Raw genomic sequence first — 21037 nt, 5'->3', positions numbered from 1 at the left:
GCTCACGACTCGCCGGGGCCGGGCTGCCGGGCCCTGGCCGGGACGGGGTCGTCTGGTAGAGAAGAGGCATGGCAGGTGGACAGCCGCGGAAGCGGAAGGGGGAGGAGACCGAGCGCACGGCGGCGGCGAGCAACCCGGTCGCGCGCGTGCTGGTCGACGTCCCGCTCCCGGCCCACCTGGACCGGCCCTTCGACTACCGCGTCCCCGACCGGCTCGACGCCGACGCGCAGCCGGGCTGCCGGGTGCGGGTGCGGTTCCGCGGCAAGCTGGTCGACGGCTACCTGCTGGAGCGCAACGAGACCACCGACTTCAAGGGCAACCTCGCCTGGCTGGAGCGGGTGTCCTCGCCCGAGCCGGTGCTCACGCCCGACATGCTCGCCCAGGCGCGGGCCGTCGCCACCCGCTACGGCGGCATGCTCGCCGACGTCGTGCGACTCGCGATCCCGCCGCGCAGCGCCGCCGCCGAGAAATCCGCGCGCCGCGAACCGGTTCCCGCACCCGAGCGCCCGGAAGCGGCTGCGTGGCAGCGGTATCAGCACGGTCAGTCCTTCTTGGACGCCCTGCACTCCGGACGTCCCGCCCGCGCGGTGTGGCAGGCGTTGCCGGGGGAGGACTGGCCGGCCCGGCTCGCCGAAGCCGCCGCCACGACCGCCTCGGCCGGGCGCGGCGCGCTGATCGTCGTCCCCGACCACCGCGACCTCGCCCGCCTGCACTCCGCCTGCGCGGCGCTGCTCGGCGACGACGTGGTGACCCTGACCGCCGAGAGCGGACCGGCCGAGCGCTACAAGCACTGGCTCGCCGCGCTGCGCGGCTCGGCCCGGGTCGTCATCGGAACCCGGGCCGCGATGTTCGCGCCGGTCCGCGACCTCGGGCTGGCCGTGGTCTGGGACGACGGCGACGACCTGCACAGCTACCCGCAGGTGCCCTACCCGCACACCCGCGACGTGCTCACCCAGCGCGCGCACACCGTCGGCTCCGCGCTGATCGTCGGCGGTTTCGCCCGCACCGCCGAGGCGGCGCTGCTGGTCGAATCCGGGTGGGCGCACGAACTCGTCGCCCACCGCGACCAAGTCCGCGCAGCCGCACCGCGCGTCACCTCGATCGGCGAGGACGACACGCAGCTGGCCCGCGACCCGGCGGCCCGCGCCGCCCGACTGCCCTCGGTGGGCTTCGAGGCCGCCCGCGCCGCGCTCTCCCACGGCGCCCCGGTGCTCGTCCAAGTACCCCGACGCGGGTACGTCCCGGCTCTGGCCTGCGGAGACTGTCGTGAACGCGCCCGCTGCCGACGCTGCGCGGGCCCTCTCGCGCTGCCCGGTGGGACCGAGGACGGCATGCCCAAACCGGCCGCCTGCAACTGGTGCGGAGCCGCCGAGGCCGCGTTCAAGTGCCCCCAGTGCGGTTCCCGCCGGTTGCGCGCGACCGCCGTCGGTGCCGGTCGCACCGCCGAGGAGCTCGGCCGCGCGTTCCCCGGGTTCCCGGTGCGCACCTCCGGCGCGGGCGACATCCTCGCCGACGTCCCCGCGAAACCGGCGCTGATCGTGTGCACGCCCGGAGCCGAGCCCGTCGCCGAAGGCGGCTACGGCGCCGCGCTGCTGCTCGACGGGCGAACCCTGCTCGGCCGACCGGAGCTGCGCTCCTCCGAAGCCGCGCTGCGACTGTGGTTCGCCGCCGCCGCCCTCGTCCGGCCCGGTGGTGAGGGGGGACGGGTCGTGGTGATGGCCGAGTCCTCGCTGCAACCCGTGCAGGCCCTCGTCCGCTGGGACCCCGCCTGGTACGCGGCGCAGGAGCTCGCCGAGCGCGCCGAGCTCGGCTTCCCGCCCGCCCGCCGCGTCGCCGCCGTCGACGGCACGCCCGACGCCATCGAAGCGCTGCTGGACTCGGCGGACCTGCCGGCCAGCGCCGAAGTCCTCGGACCGGTGCCGATCGGGGAGGTCGACGAGGACGGCAACTCCGAACGCGAACGCCTCATCGTCCGCGTCGACCGCGCCGAGGGCAGGGCCCTCGCGAGCTCCCTGCACGCAGCCCAGGCCGTGCGCGCGGCCCGGAAGGCCACCGAACTGCAGGTTCGGCTCGACCCGCTGGAGATGCTGTAGTGGCCCGGATCTTCCTGGAGACCGCGCGGATGGTGCTGCGGGAGCTCACCGAGGCCGATGCCGACGGCTTGTTCCGCATGAACAACGATCCCGAGGTCATGCGCTACCTCAACGGCGGGCTGCCGACGACCTTCGACGAGGTGCGGCTGAAGGCCCTGCCGATGTACCGGGAGCGCTACGATCGCTTCGGCGGCCACGGCGTCTGGAGCGCCGTCGACCGCGAAAGCGGTGAGTTCCTGGGCGTGTTCAAGTTCCACCCGCGGACACCCGAGGAGTCCGACGACTTCGAGCTCGGCTACCGGATGCTCCGCTCCACCTGGGGCAGCGGTCTGGCCACCGAGGGCGCGCGGGCGCTGGTCCACGAGGGATTCGCCGAGCTCGGCCTGCGCCGGGTCTGGGCCCAGACGATGGCGGTCAACACCGGATCCCGCCGCGTCATGGAGAAGGCCGGGCTCCGCTACGTCCGCACGTTCTTCACCGAATGGCCCGAAGGCCCCATACCCGGCGCCGAACACGGCGACGTCGAATACGCCCTCACCCACCAGCAGTGGCTCGACGAGGCGTGACCTCAGGAACTCGCCAGGCTCAAGATCTCTGTGATGGTGAACAACCCGAGCTTGCTCCCCGCCACGGGCTCGACCTGGATGTTGGTGACGAGGTTGTCATCCCGCCACGAGTCGTACCGATGACCGGTGAACTCGACCTTGCGGTACTTGCGGAACTCCTTGGGGAGTTCGAGGACGTTGCCGGTGCCGTGCCTGTCCACGAGCCTCTTGAACTCCTTGGCCGAATCGATGCCGGGCATGTCGACCGTCGAGACTGCCACGACCACGCTGCCGCTGCGTGGCTTGCTCAGCTCGGCCATGAACCGGTGCAACGTGCGGCAGGGGTGTGCGGCGAAGAAGCGCTTCACATCGCCGTATGACGTGTCGTCGCAGGCCCCGAGCTGGCTGCGTTCCTGCACCTCGACCTGGTAGCCGCGGCTTCTCCAGCGCGCGACTGCGCGCAGTTCGACTTCGACAGGGCTCTTCGCGGACTGCGCGGTGCGAGGTCTCGGCTTGGGCGTCGAGATTCCCTCGAAAGCTGCGGTGCCACCGCCGCCGAGCGCGATCGATCCGCCGAGCGCGACCGCAACGACCGCGCTGGTCCTCCGTCTTGGTCCGCCCCGCGTGTGGGCCCTGACCTTGGTCCCGTTGCGGATGTACTCGCGGACGCTGATTCTCGGCAACCCGTCTCCTCGCCGTCGTGAGATCCCGGCTGGTGGATCAGTGAACCGGAAGTGCGGTTGGCCGCGCGGTGCTTTGAGGATCGATCAGCCGTTCAGAGCAGCGGAGAGGAAGTTGCTGGGCGAATGCGGTTCAGCTGTCGTTTCCGGTGCGTGGATTCGGATTTGCCCGGTTGGCTGAACGCTCGTTGTTCTCCGTCGTCGACATGGTGAGGTGAGCTGGGCGGGGTTGCTCGGCCAGGGGCGGTTCCGGTTCGAGTTGTTCGTGATCGAGGTCCTCCTCGTCCGGTCGGTTCGCACCAGAACTGCCCGTTGCCGGGGTCAGAGGCCTGTTGCTCGGGCGGGGTTCGAGTGGGGCGTGCGGAATTCGATGGCTCGGTCCAGGACCGTGACCAGGACTTCCTTGGTGTCCTGCTTGCTCCGGGCGTCGAAGGTCAGGACCGGGATCTCCGGGTCGAGGTCGAGCGCCGCGGCGATCTGGTCCGGTTGGTGGCGCGGGGTGCCGTCGAACTCGTTGACCGCGACCACGAACGGGATTCCCCGGTCCTCGAAGAAGTCCAGGATCGCGAAGCACTGGTTGAGCCGCTCGGTGTCGACGATGACGATCGCGCCCAGCGCGCCGAGCGCGATGCTGTCCCACATCGGCCAGAAGCGGTCCTGGCCGGGAGTGCCGAACAGGTAGAGCTTCGGGCCGCTGGGCAGATCCAGGCGGCCGAAGTCCAGGGCGACCGTCGTCGTCTTCTTGTCCTGCAAGTTCGCCAGGTCGTCGATCCCGACGCCCGCCTCGGTGAGGATCTCCTCGGTCCGCAGCGGTTCCCGATCGGTGAGCTTGGTGATCATCGTGGTCTTGCCGACCCCGAAAGCCCCGGCGATCACGATCTTCGCCGAGGTCGTGTTCGGGTCAAAGGTTCCGGACATCGTTGCGAAGCCTCTCTATGAACGAAACGTCGGGCCGGTCGGTGCGCGGCGCGGTCACCCGCAGCAGGCCGCGGTCGACGAGGTCGCCGACCAGCACGCGCGCCACCGAGATCGGGCTTTCCAGCTCCGCGGCGATCTCCGCCAGCGAAACCGGTTTCGAGCACAACTCCCGCACCGTCGTGGCGCTCAGCGACACGTCGTCGACGGTGGTCTCGGGAATCGCGTGCAGCAGGGCCGACACGTCAAGCTCGTCGCTGGTGACGTCGGTGCGACCGCCGGTGTGCACGTAGGGCCGCACCAGCGGTCCGGGTTCGTCGTCGTTCCACTCGGCCATGCCGGTCACCGCCGCGCCGGGGTGGCCAGGTGCGAACCCACCCGCGAGACCAGCTGCTCGACGGCCGTGGCCGCCAGTTCGAGGTCCGCGCTCGCCGGGACGACGACCAGCAGGCCGGTGCGCTCCGCGGCCTGGCTGAGCATCAGGAACGCCTCGTCGCTCTCGATCAGGGTGCTCCGCACACCGCCGGAACCGGTGTGCGCGCTCGCGCCGGCCACCATGCTGTTGATCGAGGCCCCCAGCGCGGCCAGCGCATCGGCCTCGTCCTCGGGCATGCCGGAGAACGAGGTGGGCAGACCGTCGGCCGAGAACAAGATGAGGCCCCGGACGTCGGGAACCTGCCGGCGGAAATCTTCGAGCAACCAGCTCAGGTTGTCGCTGTTCACGAACGTCCCTCCTGCTCGGCGCGGGCGCGTCGGATCTGGTTCATGAACGCTACCGCCCCGGACGACTGGTCTTCATCCTCGGAAACCGCTTCCTCCGTGGAGGATTCGCCCGGTCTGCCCTTGAGCCGCGCGAGCGTCGTGCCGCGCTTGCGCTGCGGCAGGCCGCCCGGCGAGTCCGGTTCGGACACCGTCGAGGTGCTGTGGGGTCGGCGGCGCATCCGGATCGTCGTCTCGGCGCTGCGCTCGCGCTTCGCGGACACGTGCTCGGCGATGATGTCGCCGGGCAGCGCCACCGAGGCGCGCGTGCCCGAACCGTCACCGGGGTGCAGGCTGACGGCGATGCCCCGCCGCTGCGCGAGCCTGCTCACCACGACGAGACCGAGCCGCACGTCGTCCTGCACCGACGTCGCGGTGAAATCCGGTGGCGCGGCGAGGGTTCGGTTGATGCGCTCGCGGTCGGGTTCCTTCATGCCCAGACCGCGGTCCTCGATCTCCACCAGCACGCGGTCGTCGGTGCGCTCCACCCGCACCACCACCGGCGAGTTCGGCGGCGAGAAGCGGGTGGCGTTGTCCATCAGCTCCGCCAGCACCCGGATCGTGTCGGTGACCGCCGGACCCTTGACCGCCACCGCGGGCACCGCGCGGACGTTGATCCGCGTGTAGTGCTCGGTCTCGCCGATCGCCGACTGCACGAGCTTGCCCAGCGGCACCGGGTCGCGCCAGCGGCGACCGGGACGGTCACCGGAGAGCACCCGCAGGTTCTCGATCTTGCGCCGCAGCCGCGTGACCGTGCTGTCGACCTGCAGCAACCGCCGCAGCTTGGCCGGATCCTGCTCGTCGTGCTCGGCGGCGTCGATGAGCACGATCGCCTGCTGGATGAGCGTCTGCTGCCCGCTGGCGATCGCGGCGATGGCGCTGCGGAACGCCGCGTGCGTCCCGGCCTCGTTGATCGTGGCGTCGATGGTGGCGCGCTGCGAGACCTCCATCGCGTCGGCGACCTGGCCGATCTCGTCGCGACCGAAGTCCAGCTTGCCCAGCTCGCCGTCCACGTCGACGCGCTTGCCCTCCCGGGCGCGCTCCAGGATCGGCGGCAGCAGGTCGTTGGTGCGGTGCAGCACCGCGTCGCGCAGCCGGGCCAGCCGCGCCAGCACCTGCTCGGTGACCCCGATGTTGCGCCACGAGTACCACCAGCAGCCCGCGGTCACCGCGACCGCGACCAGCACCACCAGGATCGTCCAGACGAACTTCGCGTAGCTCTGCGTCATGCCCAGCGTGATCGCGTGGTCGGACTGGGCCATCGACATCGCGTTGAGCTCGCGGCCCACGGTGCTGACGTCGGTGTGCCAGGCCCGCTGCTGCTGCGGTGACATCGGGTGCACCGCATCCGCGCCGGCCGCGATCAGCTGGTCCTCCACCGCGGTGAGCCGCTCCCAGGCCCCGGTTCGCGTCAGCTCGCGGTAGCGCTGCTGCACCTGCGGCGCGGAATGGGCGCTCTCGGCCCGGATCCGGCTGCGGTAGGTGAACACCCGCTCGGCGAACGCCAGGTGCTCGCCCGCGTCGAAACGACCCGAGTCCACCGCGGCCCCGCCGATCATGGCCGCGCGCTGCATCAGGTCGGAGGCGCGCAGCAGCTCGGTGGCGGTGATGCCGTCCTGGGTGACCTGGATGTCGTGGGCGAGGCGGGACTGGGTGTCGAACAGGTCGATGCCCGAGTCGATCACGGAGTTGAAGTAGTCGACGGTCGCGCGGCGGTTGAGCTCGCTGCCCTGCGCGAGCAGGCGGCGCTGCGGCAGTTCGGCCAGGCGGCGCTGGAACTGCGCGGTCTTCTCCGCGATCGGTTCCGGCGCGTATCCCGTCAGGGAGTCCAGCGTGGCGTTGAGCTCGTCGATGTTGCGGTCGGTCGCGGCACGCGCGGCGGCCAACTCCGCGGGCGGGATCTCGGTCCGCACCGACAGGTCGCGTTCGCGCTGGAGCGAATCGAAACCGCGCATCGCGGACGTACCGGCCTCCTCGGCCGCGACCCCGATCCTCCAGACGACGAAGGATTCGACCCCCTGCGGCACCGTCGAGGACAGCAGCACGACCGACAGCAGCACGATCGGCAGTGTGAGCGCGCGCGAAAGACGCCTCTTGATGGTCCGGTGATGAGTCTCGGCGTCCTGTGACGTCACCAGCGGAAACCCCCCTCCGGTTTCAGCGGCGATGATGAGTGCACGGACGCTAGCAGCTGATCAACCCTGCGTGTCGCGGATTGGCAGTCGTGTCAACGCACGTGACACGTTCATACCAACGCAGGCTACGCAGTGGTCACGATCAGCATGCGGAACCACAAACCGAGCAACCGCTTCGCGCAGCTGCGGATCCCGGTCGCAGCTGCGCGAAGCGGTGTCAGTAGCGCTGGACGTTCGGTGCGCCCGGCGCCGGCTGGGCGCTCGCCGAGCGGGGTGCCGAGGTCTTCGCCGGATCTCCGTCGGAGGTGTAGCGCGACGCCGGGGCGGCGGCGAGCTTGTCGAGCCAGGCCGCCGAGCCGTAACCCGCGTCCTCGCCCACCGGGCCCTGCGAGCGGATGCGCGGGACGTTGGCCGGGTCGAAGTCGGTGGTGAACGGCGACGGAGCCGGGTTCGAGCCCACCAGCATCACGCTCGTGTGGTGGTAGGTGACCCCGTCGGCGGAGCCGTCGGAGGCCAGCCGCTCGTCGTCGGGGTGCATGCCCAGCGGCAGCGCGATGGAGTCCACCCGCAGTCCCGGGACGGCGTCGGTGATGACGCGCTGCATCCCGGCGATCTCCTGCTGCGCCTCCGCCGAGGAGACCCGGCCGAGGTTGGGGTGGTTCATCGTGTGGTTGCCGATCTCGAAACCGTTGTCGTGCAACCAGGTGAGGCTGCGCCGACCGGTGGGCTCCTCGAACGGCGGATTGAACACGTACATCGTTGCCACTGGGCGGAAACCCGGGTTGGTCCGAGCCACCGAGAGCAGGATGCCGACGGCCGATTCCGGCGCCGGGTTCCCCGCCGGGTCCACAGTGAACTGGGTGGCCGAACCGTCGTCGAAGGTCAGCACCACGGGGTGCTTGCCCGCCGGGATGTCGATCTTCCCGGTGGCGTACTCGGTGGCCGTCACCGGAACGTAACCCTCGCGGGCGAGTCGTTCCAGCTCCGCTCGGAAATCGGCGGGAGTGCGGTCGTACACGCTGCTCGGAGCGGGTGTGATGCGGTGGTACATCAGCACCGGGACGTCCCCGAGCTCGTTGGCCCCGACCGATGCGGGGTCCGGTGGCGGTGGGGGAGCGGGCGGTGCGGCGGGAGCGGGAGGCGGCGGCGGAGCGGGCGCGGCGGGTGCGCTGCACGCGGCGGACGCGAGCAACATCGCGAGCGCGGCGGCGCGAACCGTGGTTCTGGAGGGCAACATCGGAACCAACGGTATAGATCAGGTTCCAGTTCCGGGATACTCCAACTGGCCAATTGATCTAGCCCGATCCGACTGCGACAGTGGGTTTCCGGACGCCGGGAGCGGCCGGAACACAATTGTCCAGCAAGGAAATTCGTGCACCGCGCGAGTTCGCCTAAGTCGGGGAGGCGAAACCGATGTCGGATGCTGCTTCAGCGCGCGCCCGCATCAAGGCCATCAGCGCCGGAATGCCCAAGTACGTCGTGATCGGAGTCGGTACCGCGCTGGTGCTGCTCTTCGGTTTCCTCCTGTTACGCACACTGTCCACTGAGGACGTGAAGATCACCGGTTTGGATCAGCCGGTGAACACCAATGCCGAAGTCGGTATCCAGGGCGTGAACAACGCCAAGATCACGGTCGATGGCCGGGAAATCGCCGCGCGGCAGGTCGCGGGCGGTATGGCCCTGGCGCCCGCCGGGCTGCCGGACGGACCGCACGAGTTGGTCGTCGACGCACCGCGCAGCATCTCCTGGCTCGGTTCAGACACCACGAGTCACGAGTTCACTGTGGACAGCACGCCGCCGGACCTCCAGGTCGAGGACTCGCTGCGGCCGGAAGGTCCCAACCGCCCGGTGACCGTCAACGGCAGAGCCCACGGGGCCGAGCGCGTCGAGGTCGCGGGCAAGCAGGTCAAGACCGACCCGCAGGGCGCGTTCAGCGTCGTGGTCGACAAGCCGGACCGCGACGTCAAGGTCGTCGCCACCGACGTGGCGGGCAACCGGGCCGAACGGGTCATGACCGTCCACATCAAACACCCGGGCATGCGCGCGGTGCACGTCACCGGCATGGCCTGGACCAGCGACTCGCTGCGCGAGCCGATCCTGGAGATGGCCCGCCAGGGCAAGATCGACACCGTCGAGCTCGACCTCAAGGACGAGAGCGGCGAGGTCGTCTACGACTCCGCGGTCCCGATGGCCCACCAGATCGGCGCCGTCAAGGGCTACTACAACGCGCGCCAGGCGCTCGACCAGCTGCACGGCATGGGCGTGCGGGTCGTCGGCAGGCTCGTGGCGTTCAAGGACCCGGTGCTCGGCGCGGCCTCCTGGAACAGCGGCCACCCCGAACGCGTCGTGCAGACCTCGGGCGGTTCGCCCTGGTCCAGCGGCTACGGGCAGTACGCGTTCACCAACTTCGCCGACCCGGTGGTGCGCCAGTACAACGTCGACATCGCCGCCGAAGCGGCCCAGCTCGGCTTCGACGACGTGCTCTACGACTACGTGCGCCGGCCGGACGGCCACATGGAGGAGATGCGGATCCCGAACCTGGTCGGCACACCGGAGACCTCCATCGCGGAGTTCCTGCGCCAGACCCAGACCGAGGTCCGCTCGCGCGGCGCGCTGCTGGGCGCATCGGTGTTCGGCATCGCCGTCGACCGGCCGACCGAGATCGCCCAGGACGTCCGGCAGATGTCGCACTACGTCGACTACATCGCGCCGATGGTCTACCCGTCGCACTGGGCGGCCGGTGAGTTCGGCGTCGGCAACCCCAACAGCCAGCCCTACGACATCGTGGCCCGCTCGCTGGCCGCGTTCGGCAAGGCAGTGGAGGGGACCGATGTGCAGATCATCCCGTGGCTGCAGGACTTCAGCCTCGGGGTGTCCTACGGCCCGGGCGAGGTCGCGGCCCAGATCGACGCCTCGCGCAGCAACGGGATGAACTCGTTCCTGCTGTGGGCGCCGAACTGCCGCTACCACGACGCGGCACTGGTACCGAGGGGCTGACCGGGACGGGCCGTTCGCGCCGGTCTCGCCGGGCGAACGGCCCGCTCGCCCTCAGATCCCTTCCGGGACGGGGATCGCGAACAGGTCGACGTGGCCGTTGGAGATGAACGACGGTCGCTGCTCCAGTTCGCCGAACGCCGCGGTCAGCCGCGGGAAGCGGTCGAACAGCGCCGACAGCGCGATGCGGGCCTCCAGGCGGGCGAGCTGGGAGCCGACGCAGAAGTGCGGGCCGTGACCGAAGCTGAGGTGCGCGGTGTCAGCGCGGGCCGGGTCGAAGAGGTCCCCGTCGGCGCGGTGCGCGGGGTGCCGGTTGGCCGCCAGCAGAGCCGCCACGATCGGCTCGCCCGCACGAATCGCGCCGCCACCCGGCAGCTCGATGTCCTCGATGGCGAAGCGCAGCGGCAGGTTCGCCAGCGGTGGCTGCCAGCGCAGCGTCTCCTCGATGACGGCGTCCCAGCTCAGCTCGCCCGCCCGGATCGCGGCCAGGTGCCGAGGTTCGGTGAGCAGCTCGGCGATGGCGTGTCCGAGCAGGTTCACGGTCGTCTCGTGGCCCGCCGAGAACATCAGCATCAGGGTGTCGGTCAGCTCGCCGTCCGACAGGCGCGAGCCGTCCTCGTCCTGCATCGCCAGCAGGTCGCTGGTCAGGTCGTCGCCCGGATTCCGCCGGCACGACGAGACGTGCTCGCCGAACCGCCGGTACAGCGTTTCCATCCCGGCCACCACCTGCTCCGGCGTGGCCGTCGTGCTGAAGAACCGCTCCACGAGCCGGCGCATCTCGTCCAGGGAATCGCGATCGGTGATGCCGAGCAGCGAGCTGATCACCGCGACGGGCAACGGGTTCGCGAAGCGCGCGCGCAGGTCGACCGCGACACCCGGCCCCGCGGAGGCGACCTCGTCGAGCAGCCGGCCGGTGATCCGCTCGACGTGCGGGCCCAGGCCGCGGATCCGGCGGGTGGTGAACGCCGGGGCGATCAGCGCCCGGAGCCTGCGGTGCTCGGCGCCGTGCGAGTTGAACATGTTCCGCATCGAGACCCAGGTGTGCAGCGGCCAGTCCGCGGGGAGATCGCGGTACCCGGGCCAATGCCGGTGCGGGTCCTTGGAAACGCGGGGGTCGGCGAACAGCGAGCGCAACACCTCCGGGTCGGTGACCAGCCACGCCTCCACCTCGCCGGGCAGCACCACCCGGGTCGCGGGGCCTCGCGCGCTGAGCCCTGCCGCCTCGGCGTGCAGTTCGCTCCCGGTCGGGTCGAGCGGATAAGGGCATGGCATTCGGTCAGCTCCGTCGCGTCTTTCGCCGCACGCCGCGGTGGCGCGCACCCAGCATGGGGTGATCGTCAGACGCCCGGTGACCAGCGTCGGGGTGAACCTCGCGTTCCGTTCGGACGTGTTGCTCGCCCACCCGTCCCCCGAACCGCGCGGATCGCGAGGACGACCGTTCGCCTCGTCGGGGTAAGCGAACCGTCCGTTCGCCGGGTTTTGCGGGAAACTGCTCCCGGAATCGCCGCGCGGCATGGCTCCGGGAACCGATCTTGAGGTATTCCATGGGGCGGCGAGCGGTTCAGGTGCGCGCTCCGCGCAGCAGAGGAAAGCAGGAGGTTCTCGACGATGCGATCGAGTGTCCGGGTGGGGTTGAGCGTGCTCGGGGTGTGCGCGCTGGTGACACCGGTGGCGCAGGCGGCGCCCGAACCGCCCAAGCAGGCCGAGGCCGTCGGTGTCGGCGGCGCGGTCTCCAGCGTCGACCCCGACGCCACCCGAGCCGGTCTCGACGTGCTGCGCCGGGGCGGTACGGCCGCCGACGCCGCCGTGGCCACCGCCGCGGCGCTGGGCGTCACCGAGCCGTACTCGGCGGGCATCGGCGGCGGCGGGTTCTTCGTGCACTACGACTCGGCGACCGGCGAGGTCGACACCATCGACGGACGCGAGACCGCACCCGCGTCGGCGCGCGAGGACCTGTTCCTGGAGAACGGTCGGCCGATCCCGTTCGACGAGGCCGTCACCAGCGGGCTCGGCGTCGGTGTGCCCGGCACCCCGCGGACCTGGGAGCGCGCCCTGGAGCGGTGGGGCAGCCAGGACCTCGGCGAGGTCCTGCGGCCCGCCGAGCGGTTGGCGCGCGAGGGCTTCGTCGTCGACGAGACGTTCCGCTCCCAGACCGCCGACAACCAGGAGCGCTTCAGCGCCTTCCCCGCCACGCGCGAGCTGTTCCTGCCCGGCGGGCAGCCGCCCACCGTCGGCAGCGTGCACCGCAACCCCGACCTCGCCGACACCTACCGGCGGCTCGGGGACGAAGGCGCGAAGGCGCTGCACTCCGGCGACATCGGCGCCGACATCGTCGGCACCGTCAACCAGCCGCCCGTCGACCCCGCCGCCGGGCTGAAGGTCCGGCCGGGCGCGATGACCGCCTCCGACCTGGAGGACTACGAGGTCGTCGACCGCGAGCCCACGCACTCCGGCTACCGGGGCTACGACGTCTACGGCATGGCCCCCTCCGGATCCGGCGGCACCACCGTCGGCGAGGCGCTCAACATCCTCGAACGCGGTGACCTCGCCGCCGCCGACAAGACCGGCTACCTGCACCGCTACCTGGAGGCGAGCAAGCTCGGCTTCGCCGACCGCAACCGGTGGGTCGGCGACCCCGCCTTCTCCGAAGTGCCCACCGAAGGACTGCTCAGCGACGAGTTCGCGGCCTCCCGCGAGTGCCTGATCAATGACGACGCCGTGCTCCCGGCCCCGGCGGCACCGGGTGATCCCGCGTCGCCGCAGGGCTGCGAGGGCGGTCAGGGCGGCGGCGAGCCCTACGAGGGCCCCAACACCACGCACCTGACCGTGGCCGACGCCAGCGGCGACATCGTGTCCTACACGCTGACCATCGAGCAGACCGGCGGCAGCGGCATCGTGGTGCCCGGGCGCGGGTTCCTGCTCAACAACGAGCTCACCGACTTCAGCTTCACCCCGGTCACCCCCGGCGTGCCGGACCCGAACCTGCCGGGACCGGGCAAGCGGCCGCGCAGCTCCATGAGCCCGACGATCGTGCTGCGGGACGGCGAGCCGGTGCTCGCGGTCGGCAGCCCCGGTGGTTCGACGATCATCACCACCGTGCTGCAGACGCTCACCGGACGGCTGGACCGGGGGCAGTCGCTGGTCGACGCGATCGCCGAGCCCCGGGCCTCGCAGCGCAACAGCGCCACCACCGACGCCGAGCCCGGCTTCCTGGCCCAGCCCGAGGCGGCGAAGCTCGAAGCCCTCGGGCACCGGTTCGAATCCACCGACGAGATCGGTGCGGCCACCGGCGTCGAACTGCTCCCGGACGGGCGCTGGCTCGCAGCGGCAGAACCCCACCGCCGGGGCGGCGGCGCGGCGGGAGTCGTCGTCCCCACCCCCTGACGGAACGCTCCGGCACCCCGACATCACCCCCATTTCGAATTTCGCGCGAAATTCGAGTCGCAAGGTTCGGACTCGAATTTCGCGCGAAATTCGACACCCAGCTTCCCGACCAGGCACTACACGCCCGACCGCGGGGAGAGCCTTCGAACTTCGCGCGAAATTCGAAACGGGACGCAACGGGGTGCACCGCGTTGCGGCTGGCCGTGGTGGGTCGAGGCGGAGTGCGGGGTGCGGCGACTAGACTCATCGGGTCGTAGTCGACGTTTCAGGGAGACCAGGTGACCGTCCAGCCGATCAGACTCTTCGGCGACCCCGTTCTGCGCACCAAGGCCGACGAGGTGGTCGACTTCGACAAGGAGCTGCGCACCCTCATCAAGGACCTCTGGGACACGATGGAGGACCAGGGCGGCGCCGGCCTGGCCGCTCCGCAGCTGGGCGTGAGCCTGCGCGTGTTCACCTACCACTGCGACGGCTTCGCCGGGCACCTCATCAACCCCACCTGGACCGCCGTCGGCGACGACGGCCAGCTCGGGCCCGAGGGCTGCCTGTCGATCCCCGGGATGTCCTGGGACTGCCTGCGCTCCCAGCACGTCGTCGCGCGCGGCTGGAACGCCCACGGCGAGCCCATCGAGGTCGAGGGAACCGACCTGCTCGCGCGCTGCATCCAGCACGAGACCGACCACCTCGACGGCGTGCTGTTCCTCGACCGCCTCGACGAGGAGACGCGCAAGGCGGCGATGCGCGAGATCCGCCAGGCGTCCTGGTTCGACGGCGACGTCCCCGTCATGAAGCAGAACCCGCACCCGCTGTTCGGAGGCCGCTGACGATGCGCGTCGTCTTCGCCGGAACCCCCGCGCCCGCCGTGCCCGCGCTGCAGGCGCTGATCGACTCCGACCGGCACGAGGTCGCCGCCGTCGTGACCCGCCCGGACGCTCCCGCCGGCCGGGGCCGCAAGCTCGTGCGCTCGCCCGTCGGGGCGCTCGCCGACGAGCACGGCATCGAAGTGCTCACCCCCGCGAAGGCCTCCGATCCGGAGTTCCTGGCGCGACTGCGCGAGATCGGCCCCGACTGCTGCCCGGTCGTCGCCTACGGCGCGCTGCTGCGCGAGGAGGCGCTGTCGATCCCCGAGCACGGGTGGGTCAACCTGCACTTCTCGCTGCTGCCCGCGTGGCGCGGTGCCGCGCCGGTGCAGGCCGCGATCCGGCACGGCGACGAGATCACCGGCGCCAGCACCTTCCGCATCGTCCGCGAGCTCGACGCCGGACCCGTCTTCGGCGTGGTCACCGAGCAGATCCGCGGCACCGACACCTCCGGTGCACTGCTGGAACGACTCTCGATCTCGGGTGCCGGCCTGCTGGCCGCCACCCTCGACGGCATCGAGGACGGCAGCGTCCGCGCCGAGGAACAGCCCACCGACGGCGTCAGCTACGCGCCGAAGGTCACCGTCGACGACGCCCGGGTCGACTTCACCGCGCCCGCCGCGGCCGTCGACCGGCTCGTCCGCGCCGTCACCCCCGAACCCGGGGCGTGGGCGCTGCTGGGGGAGGAGCGGTTCAAGCTCGGCCCCGTCACCGTCACCGACGAGCAGCTGCCCGCGGGCGAGATCAAGGCCGAGAAGCGACGGGTCCTCGTCGGCACCGGCACCACCGCCGTCGCGCTCGGCGAGGTGCAGGCGGCGGGCAAGAAGCGCATGGCCGCCACCGACTGGGCGCGCGGAACACGCATCGAGCAAGGAGAAAAGCTCCAGTGACTGAACGCCGCCGACGGCCCTCCCGCCCGTCGAAGGCCCGCCCGCCGCAGCGCAAGCCCAACCCGCGACCGGTGGAGGTCGACCCGGTGCGGCTGGTGGCGGTGGAGACGCTGCGCGCGGTCCGCGAGCGCGACGCCTACGCGAACCTGGCGCTGCCGCCGCTGCTCAAGCAGCGCCGCCTCTCCGGGCGCGACGCCGCGCTGGCCACCGAGCTCACCTACGGCGCCTGCCGCGCGAAGGGCCTGCTGGACGCGGTGATCGGCGAGTGCAGCACCCGCCCGCTGTCGGAGATGGACCCGAAGCTGCTGGACGCGCTGCGCGTCGGGGTCTACCAGATCCTGCGCACCCGGATTCCCGCGCACGCCGCCGTGGCGTCCACTGTGGACATCGTGCGGTTCGAGAACGGTTCCAAGATGTCCGGTTTCGCCAACGCCGTGCTGCGGCGCGCGACCGAGCTGGACGAGCAGGGGTGGGTCGACAAGATCGCCCCGAACTCGGACGAGGACCCCGTCGGCCACCTGGCGATGAAGCACGCGCACCCGAAGTGGATCGCGCGGGCGTTCGCCGACGCCCTCGGGCTCGACGAGCTCGAAGACGCCCTGGCCGCCGATGACGCCCGCCCGGCCGTGCACCTGACCGCGCGACCCGGCGAGATCAGCGCCGACGAGCTCGCCGCCATCACCGGCGGCGACCCCGCGCCCTACTCGCCCTACGGCGTGCGGTTGGAGGCCGGTGCCGGAGACCCGGGCGACCTCGAACCGGTGCAGGAGGGCTTCGCCGCCGTCCAGGACGAGGGCAGCCAGCTCGCCAGCCTCGCCGTCACCCGCCCCGAGGTCGAGGGCTCCGACCTGCGCTGGCTCGACCTGTGCGCCGGCCCCGGCGGCAAGGCCGCGCTGCTGGGCGCGCTGGTCACCCTCGACGGCGGCACCCTCGACGCGGTCGAGCAGGCACCGCACCGCGCCGAGCTGGTGCGCAAGGCCACCGACGGCCTGTCGGTCACCGTGCACACCGGCGACGGCCGCGACCCCGGACTGGAACCCGGTTTCGACCGCGTGCTGGTCGACGCCCCCTGCACCGGGCTGGGCGCGCTGCGGCGACGCCCGGAGGCGCGCTGGCGGCGTCAGCCCGGCGACGTCGGAGAGCTGACCAAGCTGCAGCGCGAGCTGCTGATCTCCGCGATCGGTCTCACCCGGCCCGGCGGCATCGTCGGCTACGTCGTGTGCTCGCCGCACCTGCCCGAGACCGACGGCGTGGTCGCCGACGTCGTGCGCCGAACCGGCGTCACCCAGCTCGACGCGCGCGAGCACTTCCCGGACGTGCCCGACCTCGGGGACGGGCCGAGCGTGCAGCTGTGGCCGCACAAGCACGGCACCGACGCCATGTTCTGCGCCCTGTTCCGGGTCTGAGACCACGCACGACGAGTTCACCGAGCGAAGGAGTGTCCGCAGTGGACTACCGGGAGTGGTTGAGGGTCGCCGTCGAGGAGGCCGAAGCGAGTCTGGCCACCGGTGGGATCCCCATCGGAGCCGCGCTGATCGGTGCGGGCGGGGAGGTGCTCGGGCGCGGGCACAACCGGCGCGTGCAGGACGACGACCCGTCGGTGCACGGTGAGACGGCCGCCTTCCGCAACGCCGGCCGGCAGCGCTCCTACAGCGGCACCACGATGGTCACCACGCTCTCGCCCTGCTGGTACTGCAGCGGCCTGATCAGGCAGTTCGGCATCGGCCGCGTCGTCATCGGCGAGGCCCGCAACTTCCACGGCGGCCACGACTGGCTCGCCGAGCACGGCGTGGACGTGGTGGTCCTCGACGACGACGCCTGCAGCCGCATGATGGCCGACTTCATCGCCGCTCATCCGCGGCTGTGGAACGAGGACATCGGCGAGGAGTGAGAGCGTCGTCTCTCGGCGGAACATCGTCCGGCGTCGTCCGGTTGACCGGGGCAGGCGGGCTCGACGAAGGTTGGGCGGCCCCGCAATCCGACGACAGGTGGTTCGAATGTCCTCCACTCCGGTTGAAGTGACCCGCACCGGCGAGCACACGTTCACCGCGACCAACTCGCGCGGCGCAGAGGTCGCGGTGGGCCGCGACGGTGCGCCCGGCGCGTTCACCCCCGGTGAGCTGCTGCTCGCCGCCGTGGCCGCGTGCTCGGTGGTGACCAGCGAGAACCTGTTCGTCCGGCGGATCGGCGAGGACGCCCGGCTGGTCGCGCGGGCCGACCGGACCAAGAACCCCGAGGACGAGCACAAGTTCGCCGAGATCCAGGTCGCGCTGGAGGCCGAGCTCGACGGCGTCGAGAACCGAGACAAGCTCCTGGACGCCGTTCAGCGCGCGATCGAGAAGTACTGCACCGTCAGCCGCTCGGTGGAGGAGTCCACCCCGATCAACCTGACCCTCCCGCGCTGATGAGGGTTCCGGGGGAGTCGTAGGCAACGCTTCGGCAACCTCGGGACCGGAGATCGGCAGCGCGTCGTAAGGTGCTCGGACGTCCGAACAGGTCGGCGACGAGCAGGAGGCAGTTCAGGTGGTAGACGACACCGCACCGGCCCAGGTGTCCGGGTTGCGCCGGGCTCTCTCCGGGCGCCAGGTCGGCATGATCGCCATCGGTGGCGCCATCGGGACGGGGCTGTTCCTAGGATCCGGCCTGGCGATCTCCATCGCCGGACCCGCGGTGATCATCGCCTACGCCGTGGCCGCCTTCGCCGCGCTCGCCCTGGCCTACGCGCTGGCCGAGATGATCGTGGTGCACCCCGAAGCCGGTGGTTTCGGCGCGGTCATCCGCGAATACCTCGGTGGCCTGCCGGGCTTCATCTCGCGCTGGATCTACTGGGCCGCGCAGGTGGTCAACATCGGCAGCGAGGTCATCGCCGCCGGCCTCTACCTGCAGTTCTGGTACCCGCAGCTGCCGCTGTGGGTCCCTGTCGTGGGCTTCTCCGTGGTGATGCTGGCGATCAACCTCGCCGCCGTGCGCTTCTTCGGCGAGTTCGAGTACTGGTTCGCCATGATCAAGGTCGTCACCATCGTCGTGTTCGTGGTGCTCGGCATCGTCTACATCGTCTTCGGCCTGCCCGGGCAGGCGCCCGCCGGAGTCGGGGCGCTGACCGAGCACGGCGGATTCCTGCCCAACGGGCTCGGCGCGGTGTGGCTCGCGCTGACCGTGGTCACCTTCTCCTACCTGGGCACCGAGGCGGTGTCGATGACCGCCGCCGAGTCCCGCGACCCCGCCCGCGACGTCCCGCGTGCCGCGCGCAGCACCGTGCTGCGGCTCGCGCTGTTCTACGTGATGGGCATGCTCGTGGTCGTCTCGATCCTGCCCTGGGACCAGATCTCCTCGTCCGAGGACGTCACGCAGAGCCCGTTCGTGCGCCTGTTCAGCATGGTCGGCATCCCCGCGGCGGCCGGGATCATGAACTTCGTGGTGCTCACCGCGGCGCTGTCGGCGATGAACACCAACCTGTACCTGACCGCCCGCATGACGCACTCGCTCGCGCTCGACGGCTACGCCCCCCGGTGGTTCGCCGGGGTCAGCGCCAACGGCGTCCCGCGCCGCGCGCTGGTGCTCTCGGCGGCGGGCCTGGCGCTGGCCGCAGCGCTGGCGGTGTTCACCGAGGAGAGCGCGTTCCCGCTGCTCATCGGTCTGGCGCTGTTCGCGGCGCTCGTGGTGTGGCTGATGATCTTCGCCGCGCACCTGGTGTTCCGCCGTCGCCGTGCCGCCCAGGGCCTGGAGCCCTCGCCGGTCCGGCTGCCGGGCGCCCCGGTGACCACCGTGCTGGCGATGCTGTTCGTCGCCGCGGTGCTGCTCACGACCCCGTTCACCGAGCAGTTCAACACCGCGTGGAAGGCGGGCGTGCCGTTCCTGCTGATCCTGTGCATCGCCTACTACGCGATCAACCGGAGGAAGGCGGCTTGACCGAGAAAGGTGGGCCCCGGCGACCACTCGTGACGGGGAGGCCGCCATCGGAGGAGGGCGTGGGGTCGGCCCGGCCGCGCGGGATTTAAACTCGCGCATGTGTCGAACCAGCCGATGATCGCGCCTTCCATCCTCTCCGCAGACTTCGCCCGGCTCGCCGAAGAGATCTCCGCCGTGGGCGGAGAACCCGGCAAGCGGGCCGACTGGCTCCACGTCGACGTGATGGACGCGCACTTCGTCCCGAACCTCACGCTGGGCCTGCCCGTCGTGGAGTCGATCCTCAAGACCACCGACATCCCGATCGACTGCCACCTGATGATCGACGACCCGGACCGGTGGGCGCCGGGCTACGCCGAGGCCGGCGCGCACAACGTCACCGTGCACGTCGAGGCCGCCCACGACCCGGTCAACCTCGCCAAGGACCTGCGCGCCGCGGGTGCCAAGGCCGGTCTCGCGATCAAGCCGGGCACGAACTTCGACGACTACGTCGAGGTCCTCAAGCACTACGACACCCTGCTGGTGATGTCGGTGGAGCCGGGCTTCGGCGGCCAGAAGTTCATGGCCGAGGTGCTGGACAAGGCCCGCAAGGCCCGCCGGCTGGTCGACACCGGGCACCTGAAGCTGCTCGTCGAGATCGACGGCGGCATCAACGCCGAGACCATCGAGCAGGCCGCCGAAGCCGGCGTGGACTGCTTCGTGGCGGGCTCGGCCGTCTACAACGCCGAGGACCCCGCCCAGGCCATCGAGGCGCTGCGGGCCACCGCCGCTCCGGCGTTCGCCCACGCCCGGGCCTGATCACCACCGCCGCGCATCGCCCGAGGAGCACGTCATGACCGCTGAGGTCGAAGTCCGGGCGATGCGCGCCGCGATCGCGGCCAGCGAGCGGGTTCGCGGCACCACCAGCCCGAACCCGCCGGTCGGCTGCGTGATCCTCGACGCGCGCGGCGAGGTCGCCGGAGTCGGCGCGACCAGCCCGCCCGGCGGCCCGCACGCCGAGGTCAACGCCCTCCGCGAGGCCGGAGCCCGCGCCGAGGGCGGCACCGCCGTGGTGACCCTCGAACCCTGCGCGCACACCGGTCGCACCCCGCCGTGCGCCGACGCGCTTCAGGCCGCCGGGGTGGCCCGCGTGGTGCACGCCGCCTCCGACCCGAACCCCTCGGCCTCCGGCGGGGCCGAGGTGCTGCGGAGCGCCGGGGTCGACGTCCACAGTGGTCTGCTCGCCGACGAGGTCGCGAAAGGTCCGCTGCGGGCCTGGTTGCACTTCGTCCACACCGGACGGCCCCATGTAACCTGGAAGTACGCGGCCACATTGGACGGACGTTCAGCGGCCGCGGACGGCACCAGCAAGTGGATCAGCTCGGCCCAGTCGCGGGCCGAGGTGCACCGGGTGCGCGCGGCGATGGACGCCATCATCGCGGGCACCGGCACGATCCTCGCCGACGACGCGCAGCTCACCGCCCGCGACCCGGACGGGAACCTGCTGGACCGGCAACCGCTGCGGGTGGTCATCGGCGACCGCGAGATCCCACCGGGGGCGCGCGTCCTCGACGACGCCGCCGAGACCCTCCGGCTGCCCGGCGGCGACCCCGCCGCGGCGCTGGCCGAACTGGCCGGACGCGGAGTGGTCGACGTGCTGCTGGAAGGCGGGCCGACCCTGGCGGGCGCCTTCTGGGAAGCCGGCCTGGTCGACCGGGTGCTGGCCTACGTCGCACCGGCCCTGCTGGGAGCCGGGCCCGCCGCGCTGGGAAGTGCGGGCGTGGGAAGCATCTCGCAGGCATGGCGGTTGCGGATCGAAGAGACGACGATGAGTGGCCCGGACGTCCGGATCAGCGCGGTCCCCCAGGACTGAGTCCGGTGCGACCCGCAAGGGCAG

19 protein-coding genes are annotated in these 21037 nt (G+C 71.4%); 12 read left to right on the top strand and 7 right to left on the bottom strand.

Going from position 1 to position 21037, the window contains the following annotated elements; translation table 11 throughout:
* Positions 1 to 68: 68 nt before the first annotated feature.
* Together KBO27_RS21495 and KBO27_RS21490 are read left to right on the top strand one after the other, a co-directional pair.
* Positions 69 to 2093 (top strand): primosomal protein N', encoded by a 2025-nt coding sequence (locus KBO27_RS21495; RefSeq protein ID WP_210971671.1) that lies wholly within the window; start codon positions 69 to 71, stop codon positions 2091 to 2093.
* Positions 2093 to 2659, top strand: coding sequence for a GNAT family N-acetyltransferase (locus tag KBO27_RS21490; RefSeq protein ID WP_307870536.1), 567 nt, complete (start codon positions 2093 to 2095; stop codon positions 2657 to 2659). The genes KBO27_RS21495 and KBO27_RS21490 overlap by 1 nt, the downstream gene beginning before the upstream one ends.
* Positions 2660 to 2661: 2 nt before the next feature.
* Here the strand turns inward: KBO27_RS21490 and KBO27_RS21485 are convergent, their stop codons facing one another.
* The 6 genes from KBO27_RS21485 to KBO27_RS21460 all read right to left on the bottom strand — a co-directional run bounded on the left by KBO27_RS21485 (position 2662) and on the right by KBO27_RS21460 (position 8364).
* Complete coding sequence (locus KBO27_RS21485; RefSeq protein ID WP_210971670.1) at positions 2662 to 3321, bottom strand: hypothetical protein; 660 nt, start codon at positions 3319 to 3321, stop codon at positions 2662 to 2664.
* Positions 3322 to 3639: 318 nt separating this feature from the next.
* Positions 3640 to 4236 carry a GTP-binding protein gene (locus KBO27_RS21480; RefSeq protein WP_210971669.1) on the bottom strand — a complete coding sequence of 199 codons (597 nt, stop codon included), beginning with the start codon at positions 4234 to 4236 and terminating at the stop codon, positions 3640 to 3642.
* A complete protein-coding gene (locus KBO27_RS21475; RefSeq protein WP_132679856.1) occupies positions 4220 to 4570 on the bottom strand; it encodes a DUF742 domain-containing protein in 351 nt (116 codons plus the stop codon). Before KBO27_RS21475 ends, KBO27_RS21480 begins: the two co-directional genes overlap by 17 nt.
* A gap of 5 nt (positions 4571 to 4575) precedes the next feature.
* Positions 4576 to 4956, bottom strand: a complete 381-nt coding sequence (locus tag KBO27_RS21470; protein WP_210971668.1) for a roadblock/LC7 domain-containing protein — start codon at positions 4954 to 4956, stop codon at positions 4576 to 4578.
* Entirely contained in the window at positions 4953 to 7127 is a 2175-nt protein-coding gene (locus KBO27_RS21465; protein WP_210971667.1) for a sensor histidine kinase, read from the bottom strand. Before KBO27_RS21465 ends, KBO27_RS21470 begins: the two co-directional genes overlap by 4 nt.
* A 217-nt stretch (positions 7128 to 7344) precedes the next feature.
* On the bottom strand, positions 7345 to 8364 hold the full coding sequence (locus KBO27_RS21460) for a polysaccharide deacetylase family protein (RefSeq protein ID WP_210971666.1): 1020 nt from the start codon (positions 8362 to 8364) through the stop codon (positions 7345 to 7347).
* 176 nt (positions 8365 to 8540) lie between these two features.
* Here KBO27_RS21460 and KBO27_RS21455 point away from each other — a divergent pair, with 176 nt between their 5' ends.
* Positions 8541 to 10124, top strand: a complete 1584-nt coding sequence (locus KBO27_RS21455) for a putative glycoside hydrolase (protein WP_210971665.1) — start codon at positions 8541 to 8543, stop codon at positions 10122 to 10124.
* Between the two features lie 51 nt (positions 10125 to 10175).
* Here KBO27_RS21455 and KBO27_RS21450 read toward each other — a convergent pair whose 3' ends face one another.
* Positions 10176 to 11393, bottom strand: coding sequence for a cytochrome P450 family protein (locus KBO27_RS21450; RefSeq protein WP_210971664.1), 1218 nt, complete (start codon positions 11391 to 11393; stop codon positions 10176 to 10178).
* A 336-nt stretch (positions 11394 to 11729) separates the two neighbouring features.
* On the opposite strand from KBO27_RS21450, the gene ggt reads away from it, so the two are divergent.
* The 9 genes from ggt to ribD all read left to right on the top strand — a co-directional run bounded on the left by ggt (position 11730) and on the right by ribD (position 21013).
* Entirely contained in the window at positions 11730 to 13505 is a 1776-nt protein-coding gene (gene ggt / locus KBO27_RS21445; protein WP_210971663.1) for a gamma-glutamyltransferase, read from the top strand.
* A 278-nt stretch (positions 13506 to 13783) separates the two neighbouring features.
* Positions 13784 to 14329, top strand: a complete 546-nt coding sequence (gene def, locus KBO27_RS21440) for a peptide deformylase (RefSeq protein ID WP_132622537.1) — start codon at positions 13784 to 13786, stop codon at positions 14327 to 14329.
* Positions 14330 to 14331: 2 nt separating this feature from the next.
* Positions 14332 to 15255 (top strand): methionyl-tRNA formyltransferase, encoded by a 924-nt coding sequence (gene fmt, locus KBO27_RS21435; RefSeq protein WP_210971662.1) that lies wholly within the window; start codon positions 14332 to 14334, stop codon positions 15253 to 15255.
* Complete coding sequence (locus KBO27_RS21430) at positions 15252 to 16661, top strand: RsmB/NOP family class I SAM-dependent RNA methyltransferase (RefSeq protein WP_210971661.1); 1410 nt, start codon at positions 15252 to 15254, stop codon at positions 16659 to 16661. The genes fmt and KBO27_RS21430 overlap by 4 nt, the downstream gene beginning before the upstream one ends.
* Positions 16662 to 16693: 32 nt before the next feature.
* Positions 16694 to 17146: a nucleoside deaminase gene (locus tag KBO27_RS21425; protein WP_210971660.1), complete on the top strand. Its 453-nt coding sequence runs from the start codon at positions 16694 to 16696 to the stop codon at positions 17144 to 17146.
* Positions 17147 to 17252: 106 nt separating this feature from the next.
* Complete coding sequence (locus KBO27_RS21420) at positions 17253 to 17660, top strand: OsmC family protein (RefSeq protein ID WP_210971659.1); 408 nt, start codon at positions 17253 to 17255, stop codon at positions 17658 to 17660.
* Between the two features lie 118 nt (positions 17661 to 17778).
* Complete coding sequence (locus KBO27_RS21415; RefSeq protein ID WP_210971658.1) at positions 17779 to 19164, top strand: amino acid permease; 1386 nt, start codon at positions 17779 to 17781, stop codon at positions 19162 to 19164.
* Positions 19165 to 19278: 114 nt separating this feature from the next.
* Positions 19279 to 19959 carry a ribulose-phosphate 3-epimerase gene (rpe, locus tag KBO27_RS21410; protein WP_210971750.1) on the top strand — a complete coding sequence of 227 codons (681 nt, stop codon included), beginning with the start codon at positions 19279 to 19281 and terminating at the stop codon, positions 19957 to 19959.
* 34 nt (positions 19960 to 19993) lie between these two features.
* A complete protein-coding gene (ribD, locus tag KBO27_RS21405; protein WP_210971657.1) occupies positions 19994 to 21013 on the top strand; it encodes a bifunctional diaminohydroxyphosphoribosylaminopyrimidine deaminase/5-amino-6-(5-phosphoribosylamino)uracil reductase RibD in 1020 nt (339 codons plus the stop codon).
* The last annotated feature ends 24 nt before the right edge of the window (positions 21014 to 21037 follow it).

The sequence above is a fragment of the Saccharopolyspora endophytica genome (assembly GCF_018070075.1).
Lineage (GTDB): Bacteria > Actinomycetota > Actinomycetes > Mycobacteriales > Pseudonocardiaceae > Saccharopolyspora > Saccharopolyspora endophytica.
This window is presented reverse-complemented; position numbering and strand designations above follow the sequence as displayed.

Excerpts from the sequence above, each read along its gene's own strand:
- KBO27_RS21495 (WP_210971671.1), top strand. The coding sequence starts at position 69 with ATGGCAGGTGGACAGCCGCGGAAGCGGAAGGGGGAGGAGACCGAGCGC.
- KBO27_RS21480 (WP_210971669.1), bottom strand. The coding sequence starts at position 4,236 with ATGTCCGGAACCTTTGACCCGAACACGACCTCGGCGAAGATCGTGATC.
- KBO27_RS21475 (WP_132679856.1), bottom strand. The coding sequence starts at position 4,570 with ATGGCCGAGTGGAACGACGACGAACCCGGACCGCTGGTGCGGCCCTAC.
- KBO27_RS21460 (WP_210971666.1), bottom strand. The coding sequence starts at position 8,364 with ATGTTGCCCTCCAGAACCACGGTTCGCGCCGCCGCGCTCGCGATGTTG.
- KBO27_RS21455 (WP_210971665.1), top strand. The coding sequence starts at position 8,541 with ATGTCGGATGCTGCTTCAGCGCGCGCCCGCATCAAGGCCATCAGCGCC.
- KBO27_RS21450 (WP_210971664.1), bottom strand. The coding sequence starts at position 11,393 with ATGCCATGCCCTTATCCGCTCGACCCGACCGGGAGCGAACTGCACGCC.
- ggt (WP_210971663.1), top strand. The coding sequence starts at position 11,730 with ATGCGATCGAGTGTCCGGGTGGGGTTGAGCGTGCTCGGGGTGTGCGCG.
- fmt (WP_210971662.1), top strand. The coding sequence starts at position 14,332 with ATGCGCGTCGTCTTCGCCGGAACCCCCGCGCCCGCCGTGCCCGCGCTG.
- KBO27_RS21420 (WP_210971659.1), top strand. The coding sequence starts at position 17,253 with ATGTCCTCCACTCCGGTTGAAGTGACCCGCACCGGCGAGCACACGTTC.
- rpe (WP_210971750.1), top strand. The coding sequence starts at position 19,279 with ATGATCGCGCCTTCCATCCTCTCCGCAGACTTCGCCCGGCTCGCCGAA.
- ribD (WP_210971657.1), top strand. The coding sequence starts at position 19,994 with ATGACCGCTGAGGTCGAAGTCCGGGCGATGCGCGCCGCGATCGCGGCC.